Origin of the sequence: Butyricimonas sp. RTP31003st1_G1_RTP31003_210430 (genome assembly GCF_040920905.1) — a bacterium.
In the GTDB taxonomy this organism is placed as follows: domain Bacteria; phylum Bacteroidota; class Bacteroidia; order Bacteroidales; family Marinifilaceae; genus Butyricimonas; species Butyricimonas paravirosa.
Genome location: NZ_JBCOSQ010000009.1, coordinates 1 through 20,872 on the forward strand (window position 1 = coordinate 1; position 20,872 = coordinate 20,872).

General features: G+C 44.3%; 16 protein-coding genes and 2 pseudogenes. 17 read left to right on the top strand and 1 reads right to left on the bottom strand.

What is annotated here, in order from left to right; genetic code table 11:
• The 17 genes and pseudogenes from AB5542_RS04280 to AB5542_RS04355 all read left to right on the top strand — a co-directional run.
• Positions 1–186 (top strand): annotated as a pseudogene (locus AB5542_RS04280) (aldo/keto reductase); the annotation flags it as partial.
• Between the two features lie 16 nt (positions 187–202).
• A pseudogene (locus AB5542_RS04285) lies at positions 203–343 on the top strand (short-chain dehydrogenase); the annotation flags it as partial.
• Positions 344–488: 145 nt separating this feature from the next.
• Complete coding sequence (locus tag AB5542_RS04290; RefSeq protein ID WP_279036973.1) at positions 489–1,301, top strand: helix-turn-helix transcriptional regulator; 813 nt, start codon at positions 489–491, stop codon at positions 1,299–1,301.
• Between the two features lie 218 nt (positions 1,302–1,519).
• Positions 1,520–2,683, top strand: a complete 1,164-nt coding sequence (locus AB5542_RS04295; RefSeq protein WP_279036970.1) for an aldo/keto reductase — start codon at positions 1,520–1,522, stop codon at positions 2,681–2,683.
• Between the two features lie 41 nt (positions 2,684–2,724).
• Positions 2,725–3,027 (top strand): hypothetical protein, encoded by a 303-nt coding sequence (locus AB5542_RS21290; protein ID WP_410521630.1) that lies wholly within the window; start codon positions 2,725–2,727, stop codon positions 3,025–3,027.
• 176 nt (positions 3,028–3,203) lie between these two features.
• Entirely contained in the window at positions 3,204–3,404 is a 201-nt protein-coding gene (locus tag AB5542_RS04300) for a twin-arginine translocase TatA/TatE family subunit (protein ID WP_270543918.1), read from the top strand.
• Positions 3,405–3,407: 3 nt separating this feature from the next.
• Complete coding sequence (gene tatC / locus AB5542_RS04305) at positions 3,408–4,196, top strand: twin-arginine translocase subunit TatC (RefSeq protein WP_279036966.1); 789 nt, start codon at positions 3,408–3,410, stop codon at positions 4,194–4,196.
• Positions 4,197–4,357: 161 nt separating this feature from the next.
• Positions 4,358–4,984 carry a hypothetical protein gene (locus AB5542_RS04310; RefSeq protein ID WP_279036965.1) on the top strand — a complete coding sequence of 209 codons (627 nt, stop codon included), beginning with the start codon at positions 4,358–4,360 and terminating at the stop codon, positions 4,982–4,984.
• Between the two features lie 94 nt (positions 4,985–5,078).
• Positions 5,079–6,710, top strand: a complete 1,632-nt coding sequence (locus AB5542_RS04315; protein ID WP_279036963.1) for a dipeptidase — start codon at positions 5,079–5,081, stop codon at positions 6,708–6,710.
• A 280-nt stretch (positions 6,711–6,990) separates the two neighbouring features.
• The gene (locus tag AB5542_RS04320; RefSeq protein WP_279036962.1) at positions 6,991–7,539 is read left to right on the top strand and encodes an RNA polymerase sigma factor; all 549 of its coding nucleotides are present in this window, start codon (positions 6,991–6,993) and stop codon (positions 7,537–7,539) included.
• A gap of 275 nt (positions 7,540–7,814) precedes the next feature.
• Entirely contained in the window at positions 7,815–8,990 is a 1,176-nt protein-coding gene (locus AB5542_RS04325) for a FecR family protein (RefSeq protein ID WP_279036959.1), read from the top strand.
• Between the two features lie 170 nt (positions 8,991–9,160).
• Entirely contained in the window at positions 9,161–12,748 is a 3,588-nt protein-coding gene (locus AB5542_RS04330; RefSeq protein WP_368242990.1) for a SusC/RagA family TonB-linked outer membrane protein, read from the top strand.
• An 11-nt stretch (positions 12,749–12,759) separates the two neighbouring features.
• A complete protein-coding gene (locus AB5542_RS04335) occupies positions 12,760–14,148 on the top strand; it encodes a RagB/SusD family nutrient uptake outer membrane protein (RefSeq protein WP_368242991.1) in 1,389 nt (462 codons plus the stop codon).
• An 18-nt stretch (positions 14,149–14,166) separates the two neighbouring features.
• Positions 14,167–15,054, top strand: coding sequence for a hypothetical protein (locus AB5542_RS04340; protein WP_368242992.1), 888 nt, complete (start codon positions 14,167–14,169; stop codon positions 15,052–15,054).
• A 206-nt stretch (positions 15,055–15,260) separates the two neighbouring features.
• Positions 15,261–16,112 carry a helix-turn-helix transcriptional regulator gene (locus tag AB5542_RS04345; RefSeq protein ID WP_087421379.1) on the top strand — a complete coding sequence of 284 codons (852 nt, stop codon included), beginning with the start codon at positions 15,261–15,263 and terminating at the stop codon, positions 16,110–16,112.
• Between the two features lie 81 nt (positions 16,113–16,193).
• A complete protein-coding gene (locus AB5542_RS04350; protein WP_368242993.1) occupies positions 16,194–16,802 on the top strand; it encodes a DUF417 family protein in 609 nt (202 codons plus the stop codon).
• Positions 16,789–18,168 (top strand): FAD-dependent oxidoreductase, encoded by a 1,380-nt coding sequence (locus tag AB5542_RS04355; RefSeq protein ID WP_368242994.1) that lies wholly within the window; start codon positions 16,789–16,791, stop codon positions 18,166–18,168. The genes AB5542_RS04350 and AB5542_RS04355 overlap by 14 nt, the downstream gene beginning before the upstream one ends.
• 1 nt (position 18,169) lies before the next feature.
• Here AB5542_RS04355 and AB5542_RS04360 read toward each other — a convergent pair whose 3' ends face one another.
• Complete coding sequence (locus AB5542_RS04360) at positions 18,170–20,863, bottom strand: ATP-binding protein (protein ID WP_270544533.1); 2,694 nt, start codon at positions 20,861–20,863, stop codon at positions 18,170–18,172.
• Positions 20,864–20,872: the final 9 nt, after the last annotated feature.

Here is a 20,872-nt window from a genome sequence, read left to right on the forward strand (position 1 = left end):
TCGCGCAAATCGTGGATAGCGCCGATACCGGGAACAACCCATCCGGCGCACTTGGATGACTTGCTCGGTGCGGGAACGATTCGGCTCTCGGCTTGGGAGATGGAGGAGTTCGATAAGGAATATGCCAAAATCGACTTGATGGGGCATCGGGCAGATCCGTTTACCGAAAGCCAAATAGATAAATAAGGAAATAAAACTGACAGGACGCCCCGGAATCGCACACGAGGTTGCCAATGTCGCCGAACTACTGATGAGCGACAGAGGTGCATTTATCACGGGAACGGATTTTCTGATTGACGGAGATACCACAGTACCTTATTTTTACGGCCCGTTGAAACTGTAATATGTTGCATGTAAATCGTAAGAATGCTTTTGTCACGTAACGTCAGGAGTACAAAAATATTCTTCCCGTTCTGTAAATTTGAGTCTTACAACAAACATCTTACGATTGGAATGCGCTATATTTACGAAAATTAAAGACAAACTATATGGAACGATTAGATGTATTCGATTGCTCGAACGTGCTTATAGCGAGCTATTTCACCGATGACCGGGGTTGTGCCCACGAAAACAGGGAGCATACGCTTATTTATTTATGTTCCGGCGAACTGGAAATAAAGGAGCGCGGAAAGAAAACCGTGTTGCATCCGGGGGATTGTGCTTTCATGCGGCGTGATAACCGGATGTGGTTACAGAAAAAGGTCGAGGACGGTAAACCCTATCGTTCTGTCGTGTTGAAATTCTCAAGACCGTTTTTGAGAGAATTTTACCAAACACTTAACCGACAACAAATTCCGGCAGACTCTAAACGTGAGAAGGAAAGTTTACATGTATTACCAAGTAACCGACCGGACATCCGTTCGTTGTTCGAATCAGTCATTCCCTATTTCGATGCAGGTGAAAAGCCGTCCGAAGATATACTGAAACTGAAAATGATCGAGGGGGTATATGTACTGCTCAACACTGATATCAACCTTTATGCCTCGTTGTTTGACTTCGTGGAGCCGTGGAAAATCGACATTCTCGACTATCTGAACGAGAACTACATGTGTGATCTCTCTTTGGAGGAAATTGCGAGTTACACGGGACGCAGCCTAGCAACCTTCAAACGGGATTTTGCAAAAGTCAGCAACCTAACTCCGCAAAAGTGGATTATCAAACGCCGTTTGGAAGCCGCGCACGGTCTGATAAAATCAGGCAAGAAGAAAGTGACAGAAGCCTGCTTCGATGTCGGTTTCAAGAATCTGTCGCACTTCTCTAAAATATACAAGGAAGCGTATGGGGTTGCCCCGTCATGGTAAGATGAATTCAGTACAAAAATGAAAGGTATTATCGGGAGCCTACCCGAAATGACGCAAGAAATCCCGCCAAGTTAATCAGGCGAATATAGATTATGCATTTTTCGTGAACCATCACTTTAACAAAGTGAACTTCCCAACAAAGGATATTGAGCCTCGCAGCAAAGTTGTTGCGGGGCTCTCTTCGTAACTTTGCATCAGAACATTAACACAAAAGAATCATGAAAGAGAACAATAAAATGAATGTCAGCCGTCGCCGATTTCTCAAGACGGCAGCATTGGCAGGAGCCGCAATGGCCATGCCTTCGGGATTGAACAAGGTCTTTGCTTCGGAAACGGGGCAAGCAGAAATATCAGGTGTAGATACCGATACAGCCCGCATCAAGGGGCATCGTATATTGGGTACGGGCAAGGCGGCCTTTGAAGTGTCGGCACTCGGTTTCGGCGTAATGGGAATGACTTACAATCGTAGCCAACACCCGGGTAAGAAAGAGTGTATCCGATTGTTGCATGAAGCGGTGGATCGCGGAGTAACGCTCTTCGACACGGCTATCATTTATGGACCGCTGACTAACGAGAATTTGGCAGGAGAAGCACTATCCGAATTCAAGGGACGGATCAACGTGACAACTAAATTTGGACATGAAGTGCTCGACGGTAAAGGAACCGGCCGGCAAGACAGCCGCCCGGCAACCATCCGTCGCTATTGCGAGGAGTCGCTTCGCCGATTAAAGCTTGATTCACTGCCGATGTTCTACCAGCATCGTGCTGATCCGAACACTCCGGCCGAAGAAGTGGCGGCTACCATTGCCGACTTGATCAAGGAAGGCAAAGTACAACGCTGGGGTATGTGCGAGGTCAGTACCGAAACAATCCGTAAAGCCCATGCCATCTGCCCGCTAACGGCTATCCAAAGCGAGTACCATCTGATGCACCGCTTGGTGGAAGAAAATGGTGTTCTCGATGTATGCCGGGAGTTGGGTATCGGTTTTGTACCGTACAGCCCAATCAACCGTGGCTTTTTGGGAGGCTGCATCAACGAATATACGATTTTCGATGTAAACAACGACAACCGTCAGACCCTACCGCGCTTCCAGCCGGAAGCGATACGTGCGAATACCCGCATTGTAAATGCACTGCAAGCTTTTGGCCGCACACGGGGCATGACCTCGGCACAAGTGGCTCTTGGCTGGTTACTCCAAAAAGCACCGTGGATCGTACCGATTCCGGGAACAACAAAACTGTCACATCTGGAGGAGAACCTGCGTACACTCAATTTTGATATCCCGAGCGAAGAATGGAAAGAACTGGAGGACGCCGTAGCTGCTATTCCCGTTATGGGAGACCGATATAATGCCGAACAGCAGAAGCAGGTAGGCCGATAAAGACGGTATCTCATGCTTACCATCTTTTTTCCAACCATACGCTGGTATATCTATATAGCGGGCAGTTGTACTTGCGAAATCAGTGCTGCGAGACGCTGAATATCGAAAGAGGTGACAGCGCTTTCATCGGGCGAAACAGTTATTCGTACATCTACGCCGAGCCGGAATTGCACGAGCCTTGTCGGGTTCTGTTCTTCTCTCTTCCGCGAGAATTTTTGTGCGAGTTTTACCAGACACTCTCGTTATCCGACCGCAAATCATCGCCCACGGGACACACGGCCTTGCACAGTCTGCCATCCACAACAAAAACGGAAAGCCTTTTTATTTACTCAACAAACCGATGACAAAGGAGATTAAATGGCAGAAATTGCAAATAGAATAAACGGAGTTCAATTACCTTCCCAAGCTGAGAACAAAGGTGGAGAATTGTCGGGACGCTTATCCGGGAAGGACACCTTACACCGGTGATGATATGAACAATCGTCTTGAATTTACATTTGATAATTAAAAACAACAAATTATGATGACACCACTATTTATTGGCGGTATCGGTATGCAGGAAGTGCTGCTGATCACATTGGTTGTACTACTGTTTTTCGGCGGTAAGAAGATTCCCGAATTAATGAAGGGAATCGGCAAAGGCGTTCGTTCTTTCAAAGAGGGAATGAACAACGTGGAAAAGGAGATTGAGGAAATCAAGGAACCTGAACGAAAGGAGTAACCGATGGCGGCCGTGACGAACACACAATCTTTTTGGGAACATTTGGACGTGCTGCGGGTGGCAATCGTGAAAATTGTCGCCGTAGCCGTCGTGTTCGGCATCGCAGCATTCTTTTTCAAGGAAGAGCTGTTCGCCGTAGTACTTGCACCGAAGGATGACGGGTTTATTACTTATCAGCTGCTCGACCGTATGGCGGTATGGGCAGGAGGTGCGGTAGAGCCGTTTTCCGTCCGGCTTATCAATACGGGGCTAGCACAACAGTTTATCATTCACATGAAAACAGCGCTGTGTGCCGGGGTATTATGCACTTCGCCCTATATTCTTTATCAGTTGTTTCGGTTTGTTTCTCCGGCATTATACGATAATGAACGGCGATATGTCAGACGGATAGTCGGAGGCGGTTACGCAATGTTCGGATTGGGGGTACTGATCAGCTACTTCTTGATTTTTCCGCTGACATTTCGCTTTTTGGGAACTTATCAGGTGAACGACGAGGTAGATAATCTGATCACGCTCGATTCGTATATCTCGACACTTGTGATGATGTGCCTTGCAATGGGCATTGTCTTCGAGATCCCGATACTCTCGTGGTTGTTCGCTAAATTGGGTTTTCTCTCCGCAGATTTCATGCGCCGCTATCGGAAACACGCTGTCGTGATTATCCTTGTAGTAGCCGCAATTATTACGCCGACATCAGATGTATTCACGCTTTCGCTCGTCGCATTACCCATGTGGATGTTGTATGAAGTAAGTATTTTGATTGTGAAACGATCTAAATATCACAAAGTTTAAAAAAACGTTTCGGATAACAAAACCCATCTTTTCCCGATAATCGGGAAAATTTTGTCCGATTCTGCCGTTTTTTTATGCGAAATTCTGCTATATTTGTATCTATTTGACTGGTTTTTACCGGATATTATACAATCCGAACCAACTAAAATGATATACAAATCATGAATTCATTTATCCAATTTTTACTCCTCATCAGTTTCATTTGCTATGATGGAATTGATCCATCTCCTCAAAAAAAATTAACGGAAAAACAAAAAGGTATCATTGAATCATTAGTTTCTTTCGCGGACTCTCTCAATGGCAAAACCAAATCCTCCAGCATAATACTTACAAAAATTGCCACCCTAAAAAATGACAATGTAGAATTTATGCCTTTTTATCATTTAGACATAGACAAATTTTACGAAGATCCTACTCCTGAAAACCTTCTCTTATCCTTGTATCAACCGGACACTCTTGCCATGCTTTTAGTACGAGAAAAAGCCAACACATCATACCTGTTAATTGCCCAAAAACAAAATTCCCATTGGATACCTAATATCCTAATGCAAGACTTCGGAAAAAACATTCAGCATGTAAAAGACAAAATTCCCGATATTAAAAACGCTGACTTTAAAATTTTCCAATTCGAACATCTCTATTTTTATAGCTATATCAACAAGAAAGAACAAATTTATGAAGATATGCGAGGGAATATCCTCACCCCAAAAATGATGTGTAATAAATTATTTACAATTATCGATGCCATAAAAGAAGCAGCCGAGAAAGGTGAAGTACTCTACCTCTAAATTTGTATTATTTCGTGCTTTTAATTTTTTTGTTAAAATAAATATTGCAACATTGCACTCTGATAAATCACAAAACAAAAAAATCATATTGCACATGAAAACCTTTTTTTTACTTCTAGCAGCAGCCTTCCTCTTTTTACAGACAGGAAAAGCCTGTACGATCATCGTGGCCGGCAAAAAAGCCACGGTCGACGGTAGTGTTTTAAATTCACACACGGATGCCGGTGCGGATTGTCGCATCCGGGTCGTGGCGGGCCAGAAATTTCCCAAAGGAAGCATGGCTCCCGTGTATTATGGGATTCAGCGAGTTGACCTTCCTTTGGATGACAACGGGGAAATATTAGGCTACATCCCGCAAGTTGAGCAAACCTACACGTATTTCCAATCCGCTTACTCTCACATCAACGAGTACCAACTATGTATCGGGGAAAGCACCACGAGCCAACGTCCCGAATTACAAGTAAACAAAGGAGAAGGGAAACAGATCATGACCGTGGAGCAAGCCATGATTTTTGCCTTACAACGCTGCAAAACGGCAGAAGAGGCCCTTACCCTCATCACCTCGCTCATGGAAAAATACGGGTTCCTTCCCTCTTGCGGGCCGGAATCAGAATGTCTCACGATCGCGGATCCGGAAGGAGTATGGGTTCTCGAACTTTTCAGTGTCGGTAAAAACTGGACACCGGAAAGTGGTAAGCCGGGAGTGATCTGGGCCGCTCAACGGGTGCCGGACGATGAAATCGCCATGATTCCCAACTGGAGCATCATTAAAGAAATAGATCTTTCAAAACCAGAACAATTCCGTGCCTCTTCCAACTACCAGCAGGTTGCCATTGAAAACGGCTGGTATTCCCCGGCAAGCGGAAAACCTTTCGTTTGGCAGGATGTTTATGCCCCGACTCCCAGAGAATGGGCCACAAACCGTTTTTGGTTATTCGTCAACACGTTCGCACCCTCTCTCGACCCGATCCCGTCCAGACGTACCAATAACCCGTTTGATAACTTAAACCAGTATATCCAATACGTGGAACCGCTTAGCGTGTACCCGTTCTCCTTTAAACCGGAGCAAAAAGTTTCCGTGAAAGACTTCATGGACTTTCAACGTTCCACGTTCTCGGGGACCATCTATGACAAAGAGAATGACGCCGTTTGGTATTACCCGGACAAGAACGGGAACATGGTGAAAAGTAAACTGGCCACCCCTTTCCCATCCAGTGAAACGCAAAAATTAATGAAGACTACCCGCAGACGCCTAGTAGCACGGGTTGATGGGGAATACGGTATGGTTGCCCAGCTCCGCTCGAATCTTCCCCGGGAAATCGGTGGAATATACTGGGTTTTCCAAGATAACGCCTACACGTCACCTTATCTGCCCATCTTCACGGGCGTGACCCGCATCCCGGAAGTCTATTCCACGTATAACCCCAAAGAATACTCCGACAATTCCGCTCGCTGGGCCATTGATTTTGTCGATAACTTACTCTACCTGAACTGGCAGGATGGGAAAAAGGATTTGGAAGCCGCACGGGCTCCCATGGAACAATCCTTCTTCGAACGCAACGCAGAGATCGAGAAAGAGTTTATCGCCTTGCAAAAGAAAAATCCCAAGAAAGCGACAGAATTACTCAATAAATACACGCAGGAATGTGCCGACACGATCATGCAAACCTACGTACAACTTCGGAACACGCTGATCACGAAGTACACGAACAATAAAATGAGATAAAAGTTATAACGAGAAGGGGGTGTTCCAAAAGTCTATTTTATTAAAAAAACTCCTCCGTCACTTCGTGCCACCTCCTCTATAAACAGAGGAGGAGCTGGTGACTCTTCCCGTATACTGGGAGTATTTCAGCTCTCCCTCTGTTTATAGAGGGAGTACGGCGAAGCCGGGAGGGAGTTTGAAAAATGACTTTTTGAACTGCCCCTTCATCTCTTTCCTCAGTTTGTTATTTCCTTTTTAATTTCCTATTTTTAACGCGAAGAGAATTAAACGTTATATCACCATGCACACGAACGAGCAGTTCATCAAAGCGCTAAACCGGAAAAAAGAGGAAGCCTTCCAAACGCTCTTCAAAGATTACTATGCATCTTTGGTCATGTACGCCATGCACTATGTCCGACAGGAAGTTGCCGAAGACATCGTGCAGGATTTAATGACCCTATTGTGGGAAAAAGACACGTATTTTGATTCTATCTCCGCATTTCATTCGTTTATCTATTTATTTATCCGGAATCGTTCGATCAACCACCTGAAACATCAAAAAGCAGAATTAAATTACATCAATTACCAGCAAGGAGAATCAATATCAGACGAATCGGAAGTTTTCCAAGTCATGGAAGAAGAGATTTACCGTATCTTCTTCAACGTCATCGACCAATTGCCGGAACGCTGTAAGGAAATATTCAAATTACACTTGGCCGGGAAAAAAGAAAATGAAATTGCCTCACAACTCGGCATTTCCCTCTCAACGGTTAAAAGCCAAAAACAGAAGGCATTTCAACGTTTAAAAGAAAGACTGAACCCGCTATTTTTCTTTTTACTATTCATGTAAAAATACCTATACCAGGGATTCCTTGTCATTTCGCTAGTATATCTCCGCACCCTCTCTAGTATAAAAAGAGTCATTTAATTTGAAATAAATAGTTCTAATACTATAATAACAGTAGATGAGCAGTAGAAGACCAGTAGAAGAGCAGTAAAGGAAGTAGTGAGAATATAGAGAGAGAATAAAGAAAGAGTAAAGAAGAATAGGAGAAAAGTACTTTTTTCATTTTTGGCATCGTACTTTTTACTACCCATGCTGTTTGTTATACAAAATGACTACTCATGAATAACAGGCACCGCAAAATTATAGAACTCATCGTGTTGTACATGGAAAACAAACTTTCCGAGACACAACAAAACGAGTTAACCGCTTGGCTGGAAGAAGACGAAAAGAATCGCTCCTTCTTTCAACAGGTCATTTCCCCCGCAACGAGGCTTCAAAAGTTTGAAACCCGAAAACACATCGATTCCGAAAGAGCATTTTCAAAATTCAAAAAGAATACTCAACCTCATAAAGTAAAGTCTATTTACCGTTTAAGCCGATACGCGGCTATTTTTCTCGTCCCCGTACTCGTGGGACTTGTTTATTTACTCATGAATCAAGAGCCGGCAACCCGTGAAATTTCGCAATCACCTATCACCCATGGAAACAACAAAGCAATTTTGATTCTGTCACAAGGGGAAACGATTGACTTATCGCCAGATCACGCACTACCCGCACTACCGGAAGGGATCGATTTAGTTTTACAAGGCGACAAACTCATCTATGTATCAGACTCCACGGCTGAAAAGGAAAAACAATATCATGAACTGATAACACCCCGTGGCGGGGAATTCAAAATCACCTTACCGGACGGAACATTCGTGCATCTGAATTCGAATTCCAAATTAAGATTCCCGAAAAATTTTGCTCCCGACAAACGAGAAATATTCCTTTCGGGAGAGGCTTATTTCGAAGTAAGCAAAGACACGAACAAACCTTTTCTCGTTATCGCTGAAGACGTCCAAGTAAAAGTGTACGGGACCACGTTCAATATAAACACATTACTTGAGAATCAAATACAAACCACGCTAGTTAAAGGCTCTGTCGGAATCCGGGTGCAAAATTCATCGCAAGAGTATATCTTGAAACCCAGCCAGCAAGCCATCGTGCAAAAAACTGACGGGAATATCATCGTCCGGGAGGTCGATACCACTCCGTACACGGCTTGGACAGAAGGCATATTCCTATTTGACAACGAACGTTTAGAAACCATTCTGGACAAACTTGCCCTGTGGTATGACGTGGAACTATTTTATCAAAATGAATCCGTAAAGGAGGTCCGTTTCACGGGTTACCTGAAACGATATGACAACATCGATGTGATCTTAAATGCCATCGAATCTACCGTTAGCGCTACATTTCATATAAAAGAAAGAACAATTATTATAAACAAAAACGAGTACACGAACAGGTAAAACAAAGGACGGAGATGTTCCACCATCATCCGCCCTTACAGAACAACGAATAAATCAGACTGGACATCTCATTTATTCTAATACTAAATAAATTAAACCACAAATTTATGAAAACTTTTGAATTTCGACCTCATGTACATGGGCGTCCTAAAAGTAAAATTATTCTAATTATGAAGATTTGCACATTCATTCTTCTGGTTTTTAACCTCGGATTGTCAGCCTCCGGCTACTCGCAGCAGAAAAAAGTCACGCTGGACTTCAAGAACGCTACAAGCAAGGAATTTTTCGCCGAGATTCAAAAACAAACAGGTTATTGTTTCATTTTCAACACCAATCAAGGTGAACAAATCGGGGAAATCACCATTTCCGTCAGAAATAAAAGTGTTCAGGAAGTCATGGAAGAAATACTGCGTCCCACGGGATTCTCGTACACTTTCCAGAATGACATCATCGTGATTACCCCCAAAATGGCAGAACCCGAGAAAAATATCTTAACCGGACTGGTTTTCGACGAGAACAAACACCCCCTGCCGGGAGTAACCGTCCTCGTGAAGGGGTCAAGCAATGGAGTAACCACGAACACGAAAGGAGAATTCTCGATTAAATTACAAGAAAAGGACACCCTCGTTTTCTCTTTTATCGGGATGGAATCCGTCACGTTACCCTATACCGGACAAAAAACGGTCACGATCACGCTCAAATCAAGCAAAAAAGAGCTGGAAGAAGTGGTTGTCACAGGCTACCAAGTGATCGAGAAACGCAAACTGACATCTGCCGTGGTGAGCGTGAAAGGTTCAGACGTGCTGGACCCGATCAACACGTCCATCGACCAGATGTTGCAGGGGAAGATTCCGGGATTGCAGGCCATCAACCAGTCGGGCACACCGGGAGTAGCGCCAAAAATCAGAATTCGAGGCTCCTCCTCGATCTCGGGAAGCCGGGAACCCGTGTGGGTGGTTGACGGCGTGATCCTTTCCGACCCGATACCGCTTACCCCGGAAGAGATCAACAGCATGGACAACGTGAACCTGATCGGGAACGCGATTTCCTTTCTGAACCCGGAAGACATTGACCGGATTGACATTTTAAAAGATGCCTCCGCCACGGCTCTTTACGGGGTACGTGCCGCCAACGGGGTGATCGTGATCACCACCAAAAGAGGCCAATCCGGCCCGCCAAGGGTAAACTTCTCGACAAACCTTTCCGTCGTTGCCCGCCCAAACTATTCCATCATGAAACAAATGAATTCGAAAGACCGCATCGAGGTCTCGGAAGAAATGCAGGAGAAAGCATTACATTTCAACAAATATGACCCGTCTGAAATCGGTTACGAAGGAGCGTTAAGGGACCTGTGGGAGCGTCGCATCACCTACCAAGAATTCAACCAACAGGTGAAAAAACTAAAGGAAATGAACACGGATTGGTACGATCTACTGTTCCACACCTCGTTCACGCAAAGTTATAACCTATCCGTTTCCGGGGGAAGTGATCGGGTGAATTATTACATATCAGCCGGGTACAACGATCAAAAAGGCGTGGCAAAGCCGGAAAAATACACTCGCTACAACGCCTTGGCAAAAGTGGATGTCAATTTATACCCCAATCTAAAAATAGGGGCAGACATTTCTTCCGCCCGGGTAAAAAGCAAGCGCACGCATAGTTCTGTCGATCTGTACCAGTACGCGTACGAAACCTCCCGGGCCATCCCCGCCTACAACGAGGATGGAAGTGACTATTTTTACACCACGAAAGAAGGGTTGAAAAACACGGCAAAAGATTATTACTCACCGGATATTAAGTTCAACATATTTCACGAACTGGATCATTCCGGCTACGAGAGTACGACCAACAACACGTCCATGAATTTCCACCTGGACTGGAAACTGTTCTCCATGTTCAACTGGCACACCCAGTTCAACCTGACTACTACTCACACAAATGAACAGGAATGGGTGGACGAGCAGTCCACGTTCGCACAATCCAAACGGTTGCTCGCGTACGGCGTGAAAGAACCCGACACGAAATTAGCCTCCAATTATTACACGGACACGGAACTTCCCATGGGTGGGATCTTGAATGAAAAGGATTACCGGGGACAGTCCTACCAGTTAACAAGTTCCCTCAGCTATTTCCAAACGTTCCAGAAACATGAAGTTAACGCCATTGCCGGAATAGAAATCAACTCTAGGAAAATGGACGGTAAAACGGAAACAAATTACGGGTATCTCCGGGAACGGGGACATAAATTCGCCAAGATCGTTCTGGAAAATTACAGCAAGTACAGGAACACCGTGGCCGAAAACTATCCGGCTATCACGGACACCAAAGACAACAAAGTCTCCTTTTACGGAGCCTTCACCTACACGTTCGACAACAGGTACAGTTTCAATTTCAATATCCGGGCTGACGGTTCAAATCAATTCGGGAAAGACATTTCCACCCGATTCCTACCGATATGGTCCATCTCCGGAAGATGGAACGCCCACGAGGAACTATTCCTTCAAAACGTGAAATGGCTGGACGTTCTGGCCGTGCGAGGCTCTTTCGGTATACAGGGGAATGTCAACGAGGAGCAAGTTCCCGACATGATCCTGACCATGGGAGGCATGGATAATATCTCGGAAGAGTATTCATCCACGCTATACAAGGTTCCCAATGACCATTTAAAATGGGAAAAGACACAATCCTACAACTTGGGAATCAATCTGGTTGTTTTGAAAGGCTTACTTGACGTTACCCTAGAAGGATATAAAAAGACGGGAAAGAACATGATCGTGACCAAGGAAATCACCTCCACGAACGGGGCATCCCGGGTGGCCATCAACCGAGGTTCTCTCCGGAATAAAGGTTGGGAATTATCCGTCGGGCTTAAACCTTTAAATCGCAAAGACTACGGGATAAGTCTATCCTTTAATACATCCAAGGTGTACAACAAGGTTACCAACGCCGACAAGGAACAACATACCACCTATACAAATTACGTCAATGGAAGCGTGATCACCAACGGCAAACCGGTAAACACGTTCTACTCCTACCAATTTGACAAATTGGATGCTAATGGTTATCCGACATTCAAGAACTACAACGAACAATACTTGGAAGACGGGGATGGTCACCAAAAAGGGGATTTCATCATCAGTTCCTACGACGAGGCATACGCCCGGGCTTTCGTTGCCATGGGAAGCCGGGAACCGGATTTAAGCGGTGGTCTCTCTGCCGACTTCCGGTATAAACGTTTCTCTCTAAGTTCCACGTTCGCCTTTAACCTGGGGCATAAGGTACGACTAAACAATCTCTACGTGGCGAATCAAACGCTGCCCTATCCCCAGCAAAACATGAGTACCGAATACGTGAACAGGTGGCGAAAGCCCGGGGATGAAAACCGGACGAATATACCCCGGTTAAGTGACGATGCTTTAAGAATATCGGAATGGAATGATGCCTACGTGAAGGTGTACCCGCAGGATCTGAAATACCCTGTTGCGGCATCTTTGTGGGAAATGTACAATTATTCGGATTTACGGACCGTGTCCAGTAGTTTCTTGCGCTGCACGAACCTGTCCTTGAATTACAGGTTCCCGGAAGAATGGTGCAAAAGGCTCTTCCTGAATTCGTTGAATCTCGGATTCTCCGTGTCCAACCTTTTTGTTATCAAGGATAAAGCCCTCAAGGGACGGGACCCGGAACAAATCAGCCTTGGAGCACGCTCCATTCCCCCGCAACAAACTTATTCCATGCGGCTATCACTTAACTTTTAATCCCTGAAGTCATGAAAAACATATATTTTATACTCGCAATTTTGGTTCTGTTGACACAAGGATGTAATGATTTCCTTGAACCTAAATCACAGGACAAAGTCGTTCCTAAAACAGTCTCCCAACTGCGGGAACTTTTACTCGGAGAGATTATCCAGAACAAAAAAGACTACACCGAATATTTATCCGTCATGACAGATGATTTCGCAGATCAAGACGGGAACCAGTATGAATACCGCAACCAGCTGTGGGGCTACTACACGTGGCAACGGGAACCCGAAGAAGGACGAGATCTGGTGACGAGGAATGACGAGGCATGGAGCGAATTATATCACGCCATTTTCACCTGCAATATTATCATCGATAAAACACCTTCCATGCACGGCACGGATGAAGAAAAGAATCAACTTCTGGCAGAGACTTATTTCATGCGGGCCCAAGCTTATTTCGAGTTAATAAACTTGTACGGAGAACCCTACGAAAGTGCGGAGCAAGCCGAGAATGCCCTCGGAGTCCCGATCAACGAGGAAATCACGATCATGGATAACATCTATTCCAGAGAGACTCTAGCGAAAGTGTACGCGAAAATAGAATCCGATTTGCACGAGTCGATTGCACGTTTTAAAAACACGGAATGGACCAAGAATGTGGTTCACCCGAGCCTGGACGTGGCTTACCTGTTTGCCTCCCGGCTGCATCTCTACAAAAAAGAGTACCAGTTAGCCAAGAATTATGCCGACAGCGTTATTAATAACGAGAGATACCAGCTCTACGACCTACATACGGCCGGCCTGACTTCCTACTCCTATTTTATCAACAGAAATAACCCGGAGATCATGTTCTGTTACGGCATGGCCAGTTTTGATTTTATCTATAATTACTCTTCCACGTATGCAACATACCTTGTCTCCGATAAGATCATTTCACTTTTTAGTAATGATGACTTGCGCAAAACCACATTTTGGGACAAGAACAAGAAACCTCACAAATTCAGTAGCACGAATTCCCAATCCTACGGGAACACCTATCGTCTGTCAGAAGCCTATCTGAACCGGGCCGAGGCATTGGTTTTCTTGGACAAATGGGAATCGGCCATCACGGATATTAACACGATCAGGGAAAAGCGAATCGAGAACGATTATGAAATCACGGCCACCAACCGGGAGGATGCCCTGAACAAAGTCTGGGAAGAACGCAGGAGAGAACTTTGTTTCGAGAAACATCGCTGGTTCGACCTGAGAAGACAAGGAATGCCGGAACTACGACACATTTTCACGAACGGGGGAAGTCGGAAAGAGTACATTCTACCCGCGGGAAGTAAATCCTATACGCTACCCATCCCCAAAAAGATCAGAGAACAAAACAAGATTATCGTGAACATTGAACGCCCCGAACAGCAATAAATCTATAAAAACAAAACCATGAAAAGTATATATATCATACCCCTATTTTTTATCCTTCTAGGATGTCATGATGAAAATAATCCAAAGGTGGAATTACAAGCCGGAAAGTACACGTTAACCGATGATCCCAACGATTACGTACAGCATTACATTTATGACTTTTACCAGAAATACGGTGTGGTCATCCTAACCAACCCGGATTCCAGTGACTACGTTTATAACTTTAACAATCAAAACCCGATCTCGCTAAAAGCCCCGGAACAGGAAAAAGAAGTTCTTAAAACCGGACTGCAATTTATCGAGGAGCAGTTCTTGAATATATATGACGACAATTTCAAAAAGAAATATTTCCCGTTCACGATTCAATTGGCCAATCGTATTGAGTTGTGGATACTGGGTGATTATGATTTAGTCAACGCCTATTCAAGCTCCGGCTTTATCGCTATCGCAAACATCAATGACGATCTGGCAACGCTCGATGAAACCACCCGCAACAATTACCGGGGAGATATTAATCAAAGTCTTTGGACCGAATATTTACTAAAGCGTGAGGCATGGTTCGTACCGGGAGCTTTCTACGAGGTAAGCAAGGAGTATTACGGGGACTACAGCCTGTTTGAATCGTACACGGTAGAAGAGGGAATTATCGAGGCTAGAGAATGTGGATTCATCACGTTCGATCCTTATATGTCCGAAATCGAAGACCCGGAAGATTGTCTTCTATTTATCCCAAGTCAAGAGATGGACGTGCAGCAATATTTTCAATTCTTGTTCTCTTCCACTAAAGAGGAACTAGACGAACTTATGGAAGAATATCCCTTGGTAGAACAAAAATATTTACTGTTACAAGAGGCTATCCAAAAACAACTGGATATAGACATCTTTTCTTTTTGTCTGGCTTCATAAAACAACTACTTATCCAGCTACCCCCTCCAACTCCCCCTTACACAGGGGGAGAGCTGATTACCAAGCGGTTTCTCCCCCTGTGTAAGGGGGAGTTAGTGGGGGGTAGTTGTTTAAAAATGACCTTTGCCACGCTCTTTTATTCTCCACATTCCAACGGAAATACGTACCTTTGTACAAGGGACGACGTAATTTAACAAATACTTCCAATGGAATTAACCTTCAGCACGAAACTAAAAGGGACAATTGCCCTCACGGATTCTTTTCAACTCACGAAAACGCTCCGTGAAGATGACAGCCTGTATAAATTTATCTGGGCAAGGAAAGGAACCGTCACGATAGACGTTGACCATCAACTCATCACGCTACAAGAAAACGATATTATTTCCCTGACCAACCTTCACCACTTGGAAATCAAAGAATCTGAAGGAGACTACATGATACTTCTTTTTAACAGTAATTTTTATTGCATCTACGGGAACGACCACGAAGTTTCATGTAGCGGATTCCTTTTCAACGGCACCTCCCGCATCATGCACTTCCGCCTTTCGGAAGAAGAAAAAGCAACTTGCGAGGCCATCATCACCAGCCTGCAAAGTGAATTTCAAGTAAACGACAACTTGAAAGAAGAAATGTTACGCATCCTGTTGAAACATTTTATCATTCACGCAACACGGGTTGCCCGTAAAAACTTGCATATCACGCCGGACATGGAAGAAAGTTTTAATTCGGTTCGTCGTTTCTACGTGCTTGTAGACCAGCACTTCAAAGAAAAGAAACAAGTACAGGATTACGCCGATATGTTATGCAAATCCCCTAAAACCCTTTCGCACCTTTTATCGTTATACAATTTACCTTCCCCGTTGAAAGTGATACACCAGAGGGTGGAAGCAGAAGCAAAGCGGCTTTTACTATATAGTGAAATGACAGCCAAAGAGATCGCCCATCTCTTAGGCTTCGAAGATCAGGCAAGTTTCAGCCGTTTCTTCAAGAAAGTTTCCGGGGAAAGTATTACACAGTACAAGCGTCAGTTGAAAGAATCGGGAAAAATTGACAACTAAAACAGAAAAATTGCCATTTTTAACCCCACACGGATAGCCGATCTTTGTACCTGAAGTTAAACAATCTAATTCAGGAATAAAATGAACGAGCAAGTAACAAAATTCATCCGTCGTTTTTTAACGATAGCAGCATCAAGCAAAGGTTTAGGCATAAAACTTATCCGTGTGGCCATTCTCACCATTTTCGTGTGGATCGGAGGTCTGAAATACTATCACTACGAGGCTGACGGGATTGTACCGTTCGTTGCCAACAGTCCATTCATGAGTTTTTTCTACAACAAACAAGCTCCGGAATACAAGGAATACAAAAATGCGGAAGGAGCCTACGTGATCAAGAACCGGGAATGGCATCAAGCAAACGGAACATACACTTTCGCCCACTGCCTGGGAGCCTTGATCTGTACCATCGGAATACTGGTCTTCTTGGGATTATTCTTTCCCCGCATCGGCATCATCGGGGATATTCTGGCCATTATCATGACCATCGGAACCTTGTCATTTCTTGTCACGACACCCGAAGTATGGGTCCCCAACCTGGGAAGCGGGGAATTTGGCTTTCCCCTGTTATCCGGGGCCGGACGCCTCGTGATTAAAGACACGGCCATATTAGCAGGAGCTATCGTACTACTATCCGATTCTGCACAACGCATATTAAATCAATTAAACATCAAGAATCATGAAAGAATTTGACGCTATCATCATCGGTTTCGGTAAAGGCGGTAAAACCCTTGCCACGGAACTAGCTCAACATGACTGGAAAGTTGCCATGATTGAACGATCAGATAAAATGTACGGGGGGACCTGCATCAACATCGGGTGCATCCCGACCAAAGCACTCATCCACCAAGCAGAACTTGCCACGCTGAAAAAGGGACTCTCTTTCGAAGAACGGAAAGCGGACTACCGGAAGGCGATCGAGTTCAAAAATAATGTAACAGACAAGTTACGCCAGAAAAACTACGATAACCTTGCCGGGAACCCCAACATTACGGTTTACACGGGCGAAGGACAATTCGTCTCACCCGAGATCGTTCGGGTGACAACAAAAGAAGAGACTTTCGAACTAACGGCAAAACATATTTTTATCAACACGGGAGCGGAAACCGTGATACCCCCGATCAGCGGGATTCAGGATAATCCCAAGGTATTCACAAGCACAACAATCATGGAGCTGGAAGAACTTCCCCGGCAGTTAATCATTGTCGGTGGTGGTTACATCGGTTTAGAATTTGCCTCCATGTACGCCTCCTTCGGATCGGAAGTAACCGTGCTGGAAGGATTCTCGGCATTGATTCCCCGGGAAGATCGGGATATTGCAGCCAACGTGCAGGAAGTACTGGAGAAAAAAGGGATTCGCTTCATCTTGAATGCTAACGTGCAATCCGTGACTAATGGCGAAAAGGAAGCTACCCTAACCTATAAGGATACAGCGAGCGGTGAATTAAACACGCTCCAAGCGGATGCAATTCTCCTCGCCACGGGTAGAAAACCCAACACGGAAAGCTTGAATCTAAAGGCGGCCGGGGTCGAAGTCAACGAAAGAGGAGCCATCATCGTGGACGAATACTTGAAGACAACAACACCCCATATCCGTGCCATAGGAGACGTAAAAGGCGGTTTACAATTCACCTATGTTTCTCTGGACGATTATCGAATCATCCGGGAAGATTTATTCGGCAATAAGGATCGGGCAACAATCGACCGGGAACCAATCAGTTATTCCGTGTTTATCGAGCCCCCGCTTTCCCGTATCGGGATGAATGAAGAAGAGGCCAGGAAAAAGAACTTGAATTTCAAGGTAAACAAATTCACAGTCTCTTCCATTCCACGAGTACACACGATCGGCAAAACCGAGGGAATGCTAAAAGCGATTATTGACGCTGACACGAAAAAGATACTGGGCTGTACACTATTTTGTCCGGAATCAAGCGAGATCATCAATATTGTGGCTATCGCCATGAAAACGGGACAGGATTACACATTCCTGCGGGATTTCATCTTCACGCACCCCTCCATGAGCGAATCATTCAACGACCTGTTCAGATTTAAACTATGAATTAATCCGCTTGTTGCCATGAAGATTTAGGCAAGGTAAACCAGAAGGTTGATCCTTGCCCCACTTCTGACATTACCCCAATCTGTCCCCCTAACCGGGTCACGATACTTTCACAGATGGAAAGTCCCAATCCTGTACCTTGTTGGAAAGAGTTCAATTTCACAAATCGCCCGAACACCTCTTTCAGCTTGTCCGCGGGAATACCACATCCCGTGTCCGAGACATAAAAATACAACGACTCATCCTCCCGCAACCTGTATCCGACACGAATACTCCCCTTGGTTGTAAATTTTATGGCATTCGTGATCAGATTATTCATTACTTGCATCAAACGGTTTACATCGGAACAAATCACACATTCAGGTAAACACTCCACGAACTCCACAACAACCGAATCATTTTTTAATCGCAAGCGAGCCGCCCGAATAACCTCCATCAACAATACATTCAGGTTTACCTTGGAATAAACGAACTCAAAAACACCAGCCTCGATTTTTGACAAATCCAAAATATCACCGATCAATTGCAACAACAACGTGTTATTATTCTCTATAATCTTGATATACTCCTGTCGCTCGTTCTCATCCTCCGTGTAAGCCAACACGTTAGAAAAACCGACAATCGCATTCAACGGGGTCCGAATCTCGTGACTCATATTAGCAAGGAAAGCCGACTTCAAATGATTAGAAATTTCAGCCGCCTCTTTCGCTTTCAACAATTCCTCCTCCATCTTCTTGCGTTCATCAATCAATAAAGAACCCCCGACCAGCAACGTGGGATGCCCCTCTCCATCTCTATCACCCACAGTCACGAAACTCTCGAACCAGACATACTCGTCCGTACCGTCCCAAAACAAGGATCGATGTTCTTCCCGAATAATATTAACCCGATCATAATACAAGTCTAAATAAGCATTATGCATACGAACCCGATCATCTAGATGAACGATCATAATACCTTCTTTTTCAGTCATTTTTCTTGAATCCTTTGTATTACAATGTCCATGAGTCACATATGTAATATCATAACTGATCTCCTTATTCAACAAATTCCACGTCCACGGAATAAGGCGTGTTGCACCCAGCACCAGCTCATACCTTCGATTCAACGCTTCCAGCGAAACCTGATGCTCCTGCATTTTCAAAGAAGCCAAATACTCTTCCGTCCGATCGATAAAGAATACATCCATGAAATCTTTCTCCGAACTCGGGAACGACAATTTATCGTAATAACGAATTTTATTAGTTTCTTCTGGAAAAACAAAAGAGGTAATGCGCCCGGATTCTTTATCCATCATATAATCCAGAAGCTGGTTATCCACATCGGCCTCACTCAAACGTTTCCCGACAACCCGATCTCGGGTACAATGGAAAACTTCCTCGAAAAGATTGTTAACATCACAAAATATGAAATCAACAACATTTCCATCTTCATCAAAGATCAACTGCTTACGAATATAGATCACAGGCATATTATCAACCAACTTTCTATACTGTGAAAGTAACTGAAATTCCCGTTGACGTTGCAGACGCCTCTGTCGCATGACATGAAAACGCATCAACCCGATCGCTCCCAACAAAATAACAAACGCTAAACCGATAATAATATACTCCTTGTAGAGTTGATAAAAATTAGGTGGAACTTGATAAAACACGACATTTCCAGTAATGCTATCAGGATTTACACCATGATGTTGTAAGTGATGATAGTTCAAATAAACCCTTGGCTTTCCCCCGATCTTTCTCTCTACATCCCGGGCCGGCATTCCGTCTAAAATTTGTTGTATCGTTTGTATCGTCACCTTTCCGAAATTCTCTGCAGAAATGAAATATCCCCCGGCAAAAGCGCCAGTTTCAATATCCATTTCCGTTAAAGTAAACACGGGCGAATCTACAAAACCATATATAATCTTTTGAAGATTATCAGCCAAATAATGATTCCCAGATTGCGTTTTGTTTAAAAACCAAGAATTATAAATAATCCCGACCTCCCTACTATAATCCATTAAAGAATCCAGCAACTTTTCTGTAGACATATCTATTGATGTCAACAAATCCAATTCTAATTCGGGGAAATCTCTCTTCAACACGTTCTTCACGTCCTCCCGGACCATAGCGCTAATATAACGATCATCTGAAATAAGGGCTATCTTCTTTACGTCAGGCTGCAATTTCCGGATCAGATTTATTGTATTTTTGACATAAAAGGGATGTTTTATCACGGTCAGATTATACCCCGCTGTAATTGTTTCCGTTGAAATAAACTTTCCTTCTCCCAAGAAATCTTTGTTGATAAAATTTTCTAAATTTCTTGGCATAGAATCCCTTGAATAACAAATAACAGCAGGTACATCTTTCCATACCCCATCAAATAACGACTGACACACGAGCCACGCCGGGTCCCCGATGAAAACGGCCACTTTAGGCGGATTTGAATATCGAGATAATAAATATTCTCTTTTTTCTTCCACCTCCTCGATCTTCGTCATCATCGGAATAGACAGCTCTTCCGCCTCAACACGCATCCCCGGAGACGAGAACTCATCCCGAATATTTTGGTATAGATTATTTGCCCAAGTCTCGTTGAAATTAATCGAGTTAAGTACCAATATATACTCCTTCCCCCGTGTATTTTCAGCAATCCCTAGAATATACACACCCAAAAAGAAAAATAGTGCAGCGATCCTCCTTATCATAAATTCTAT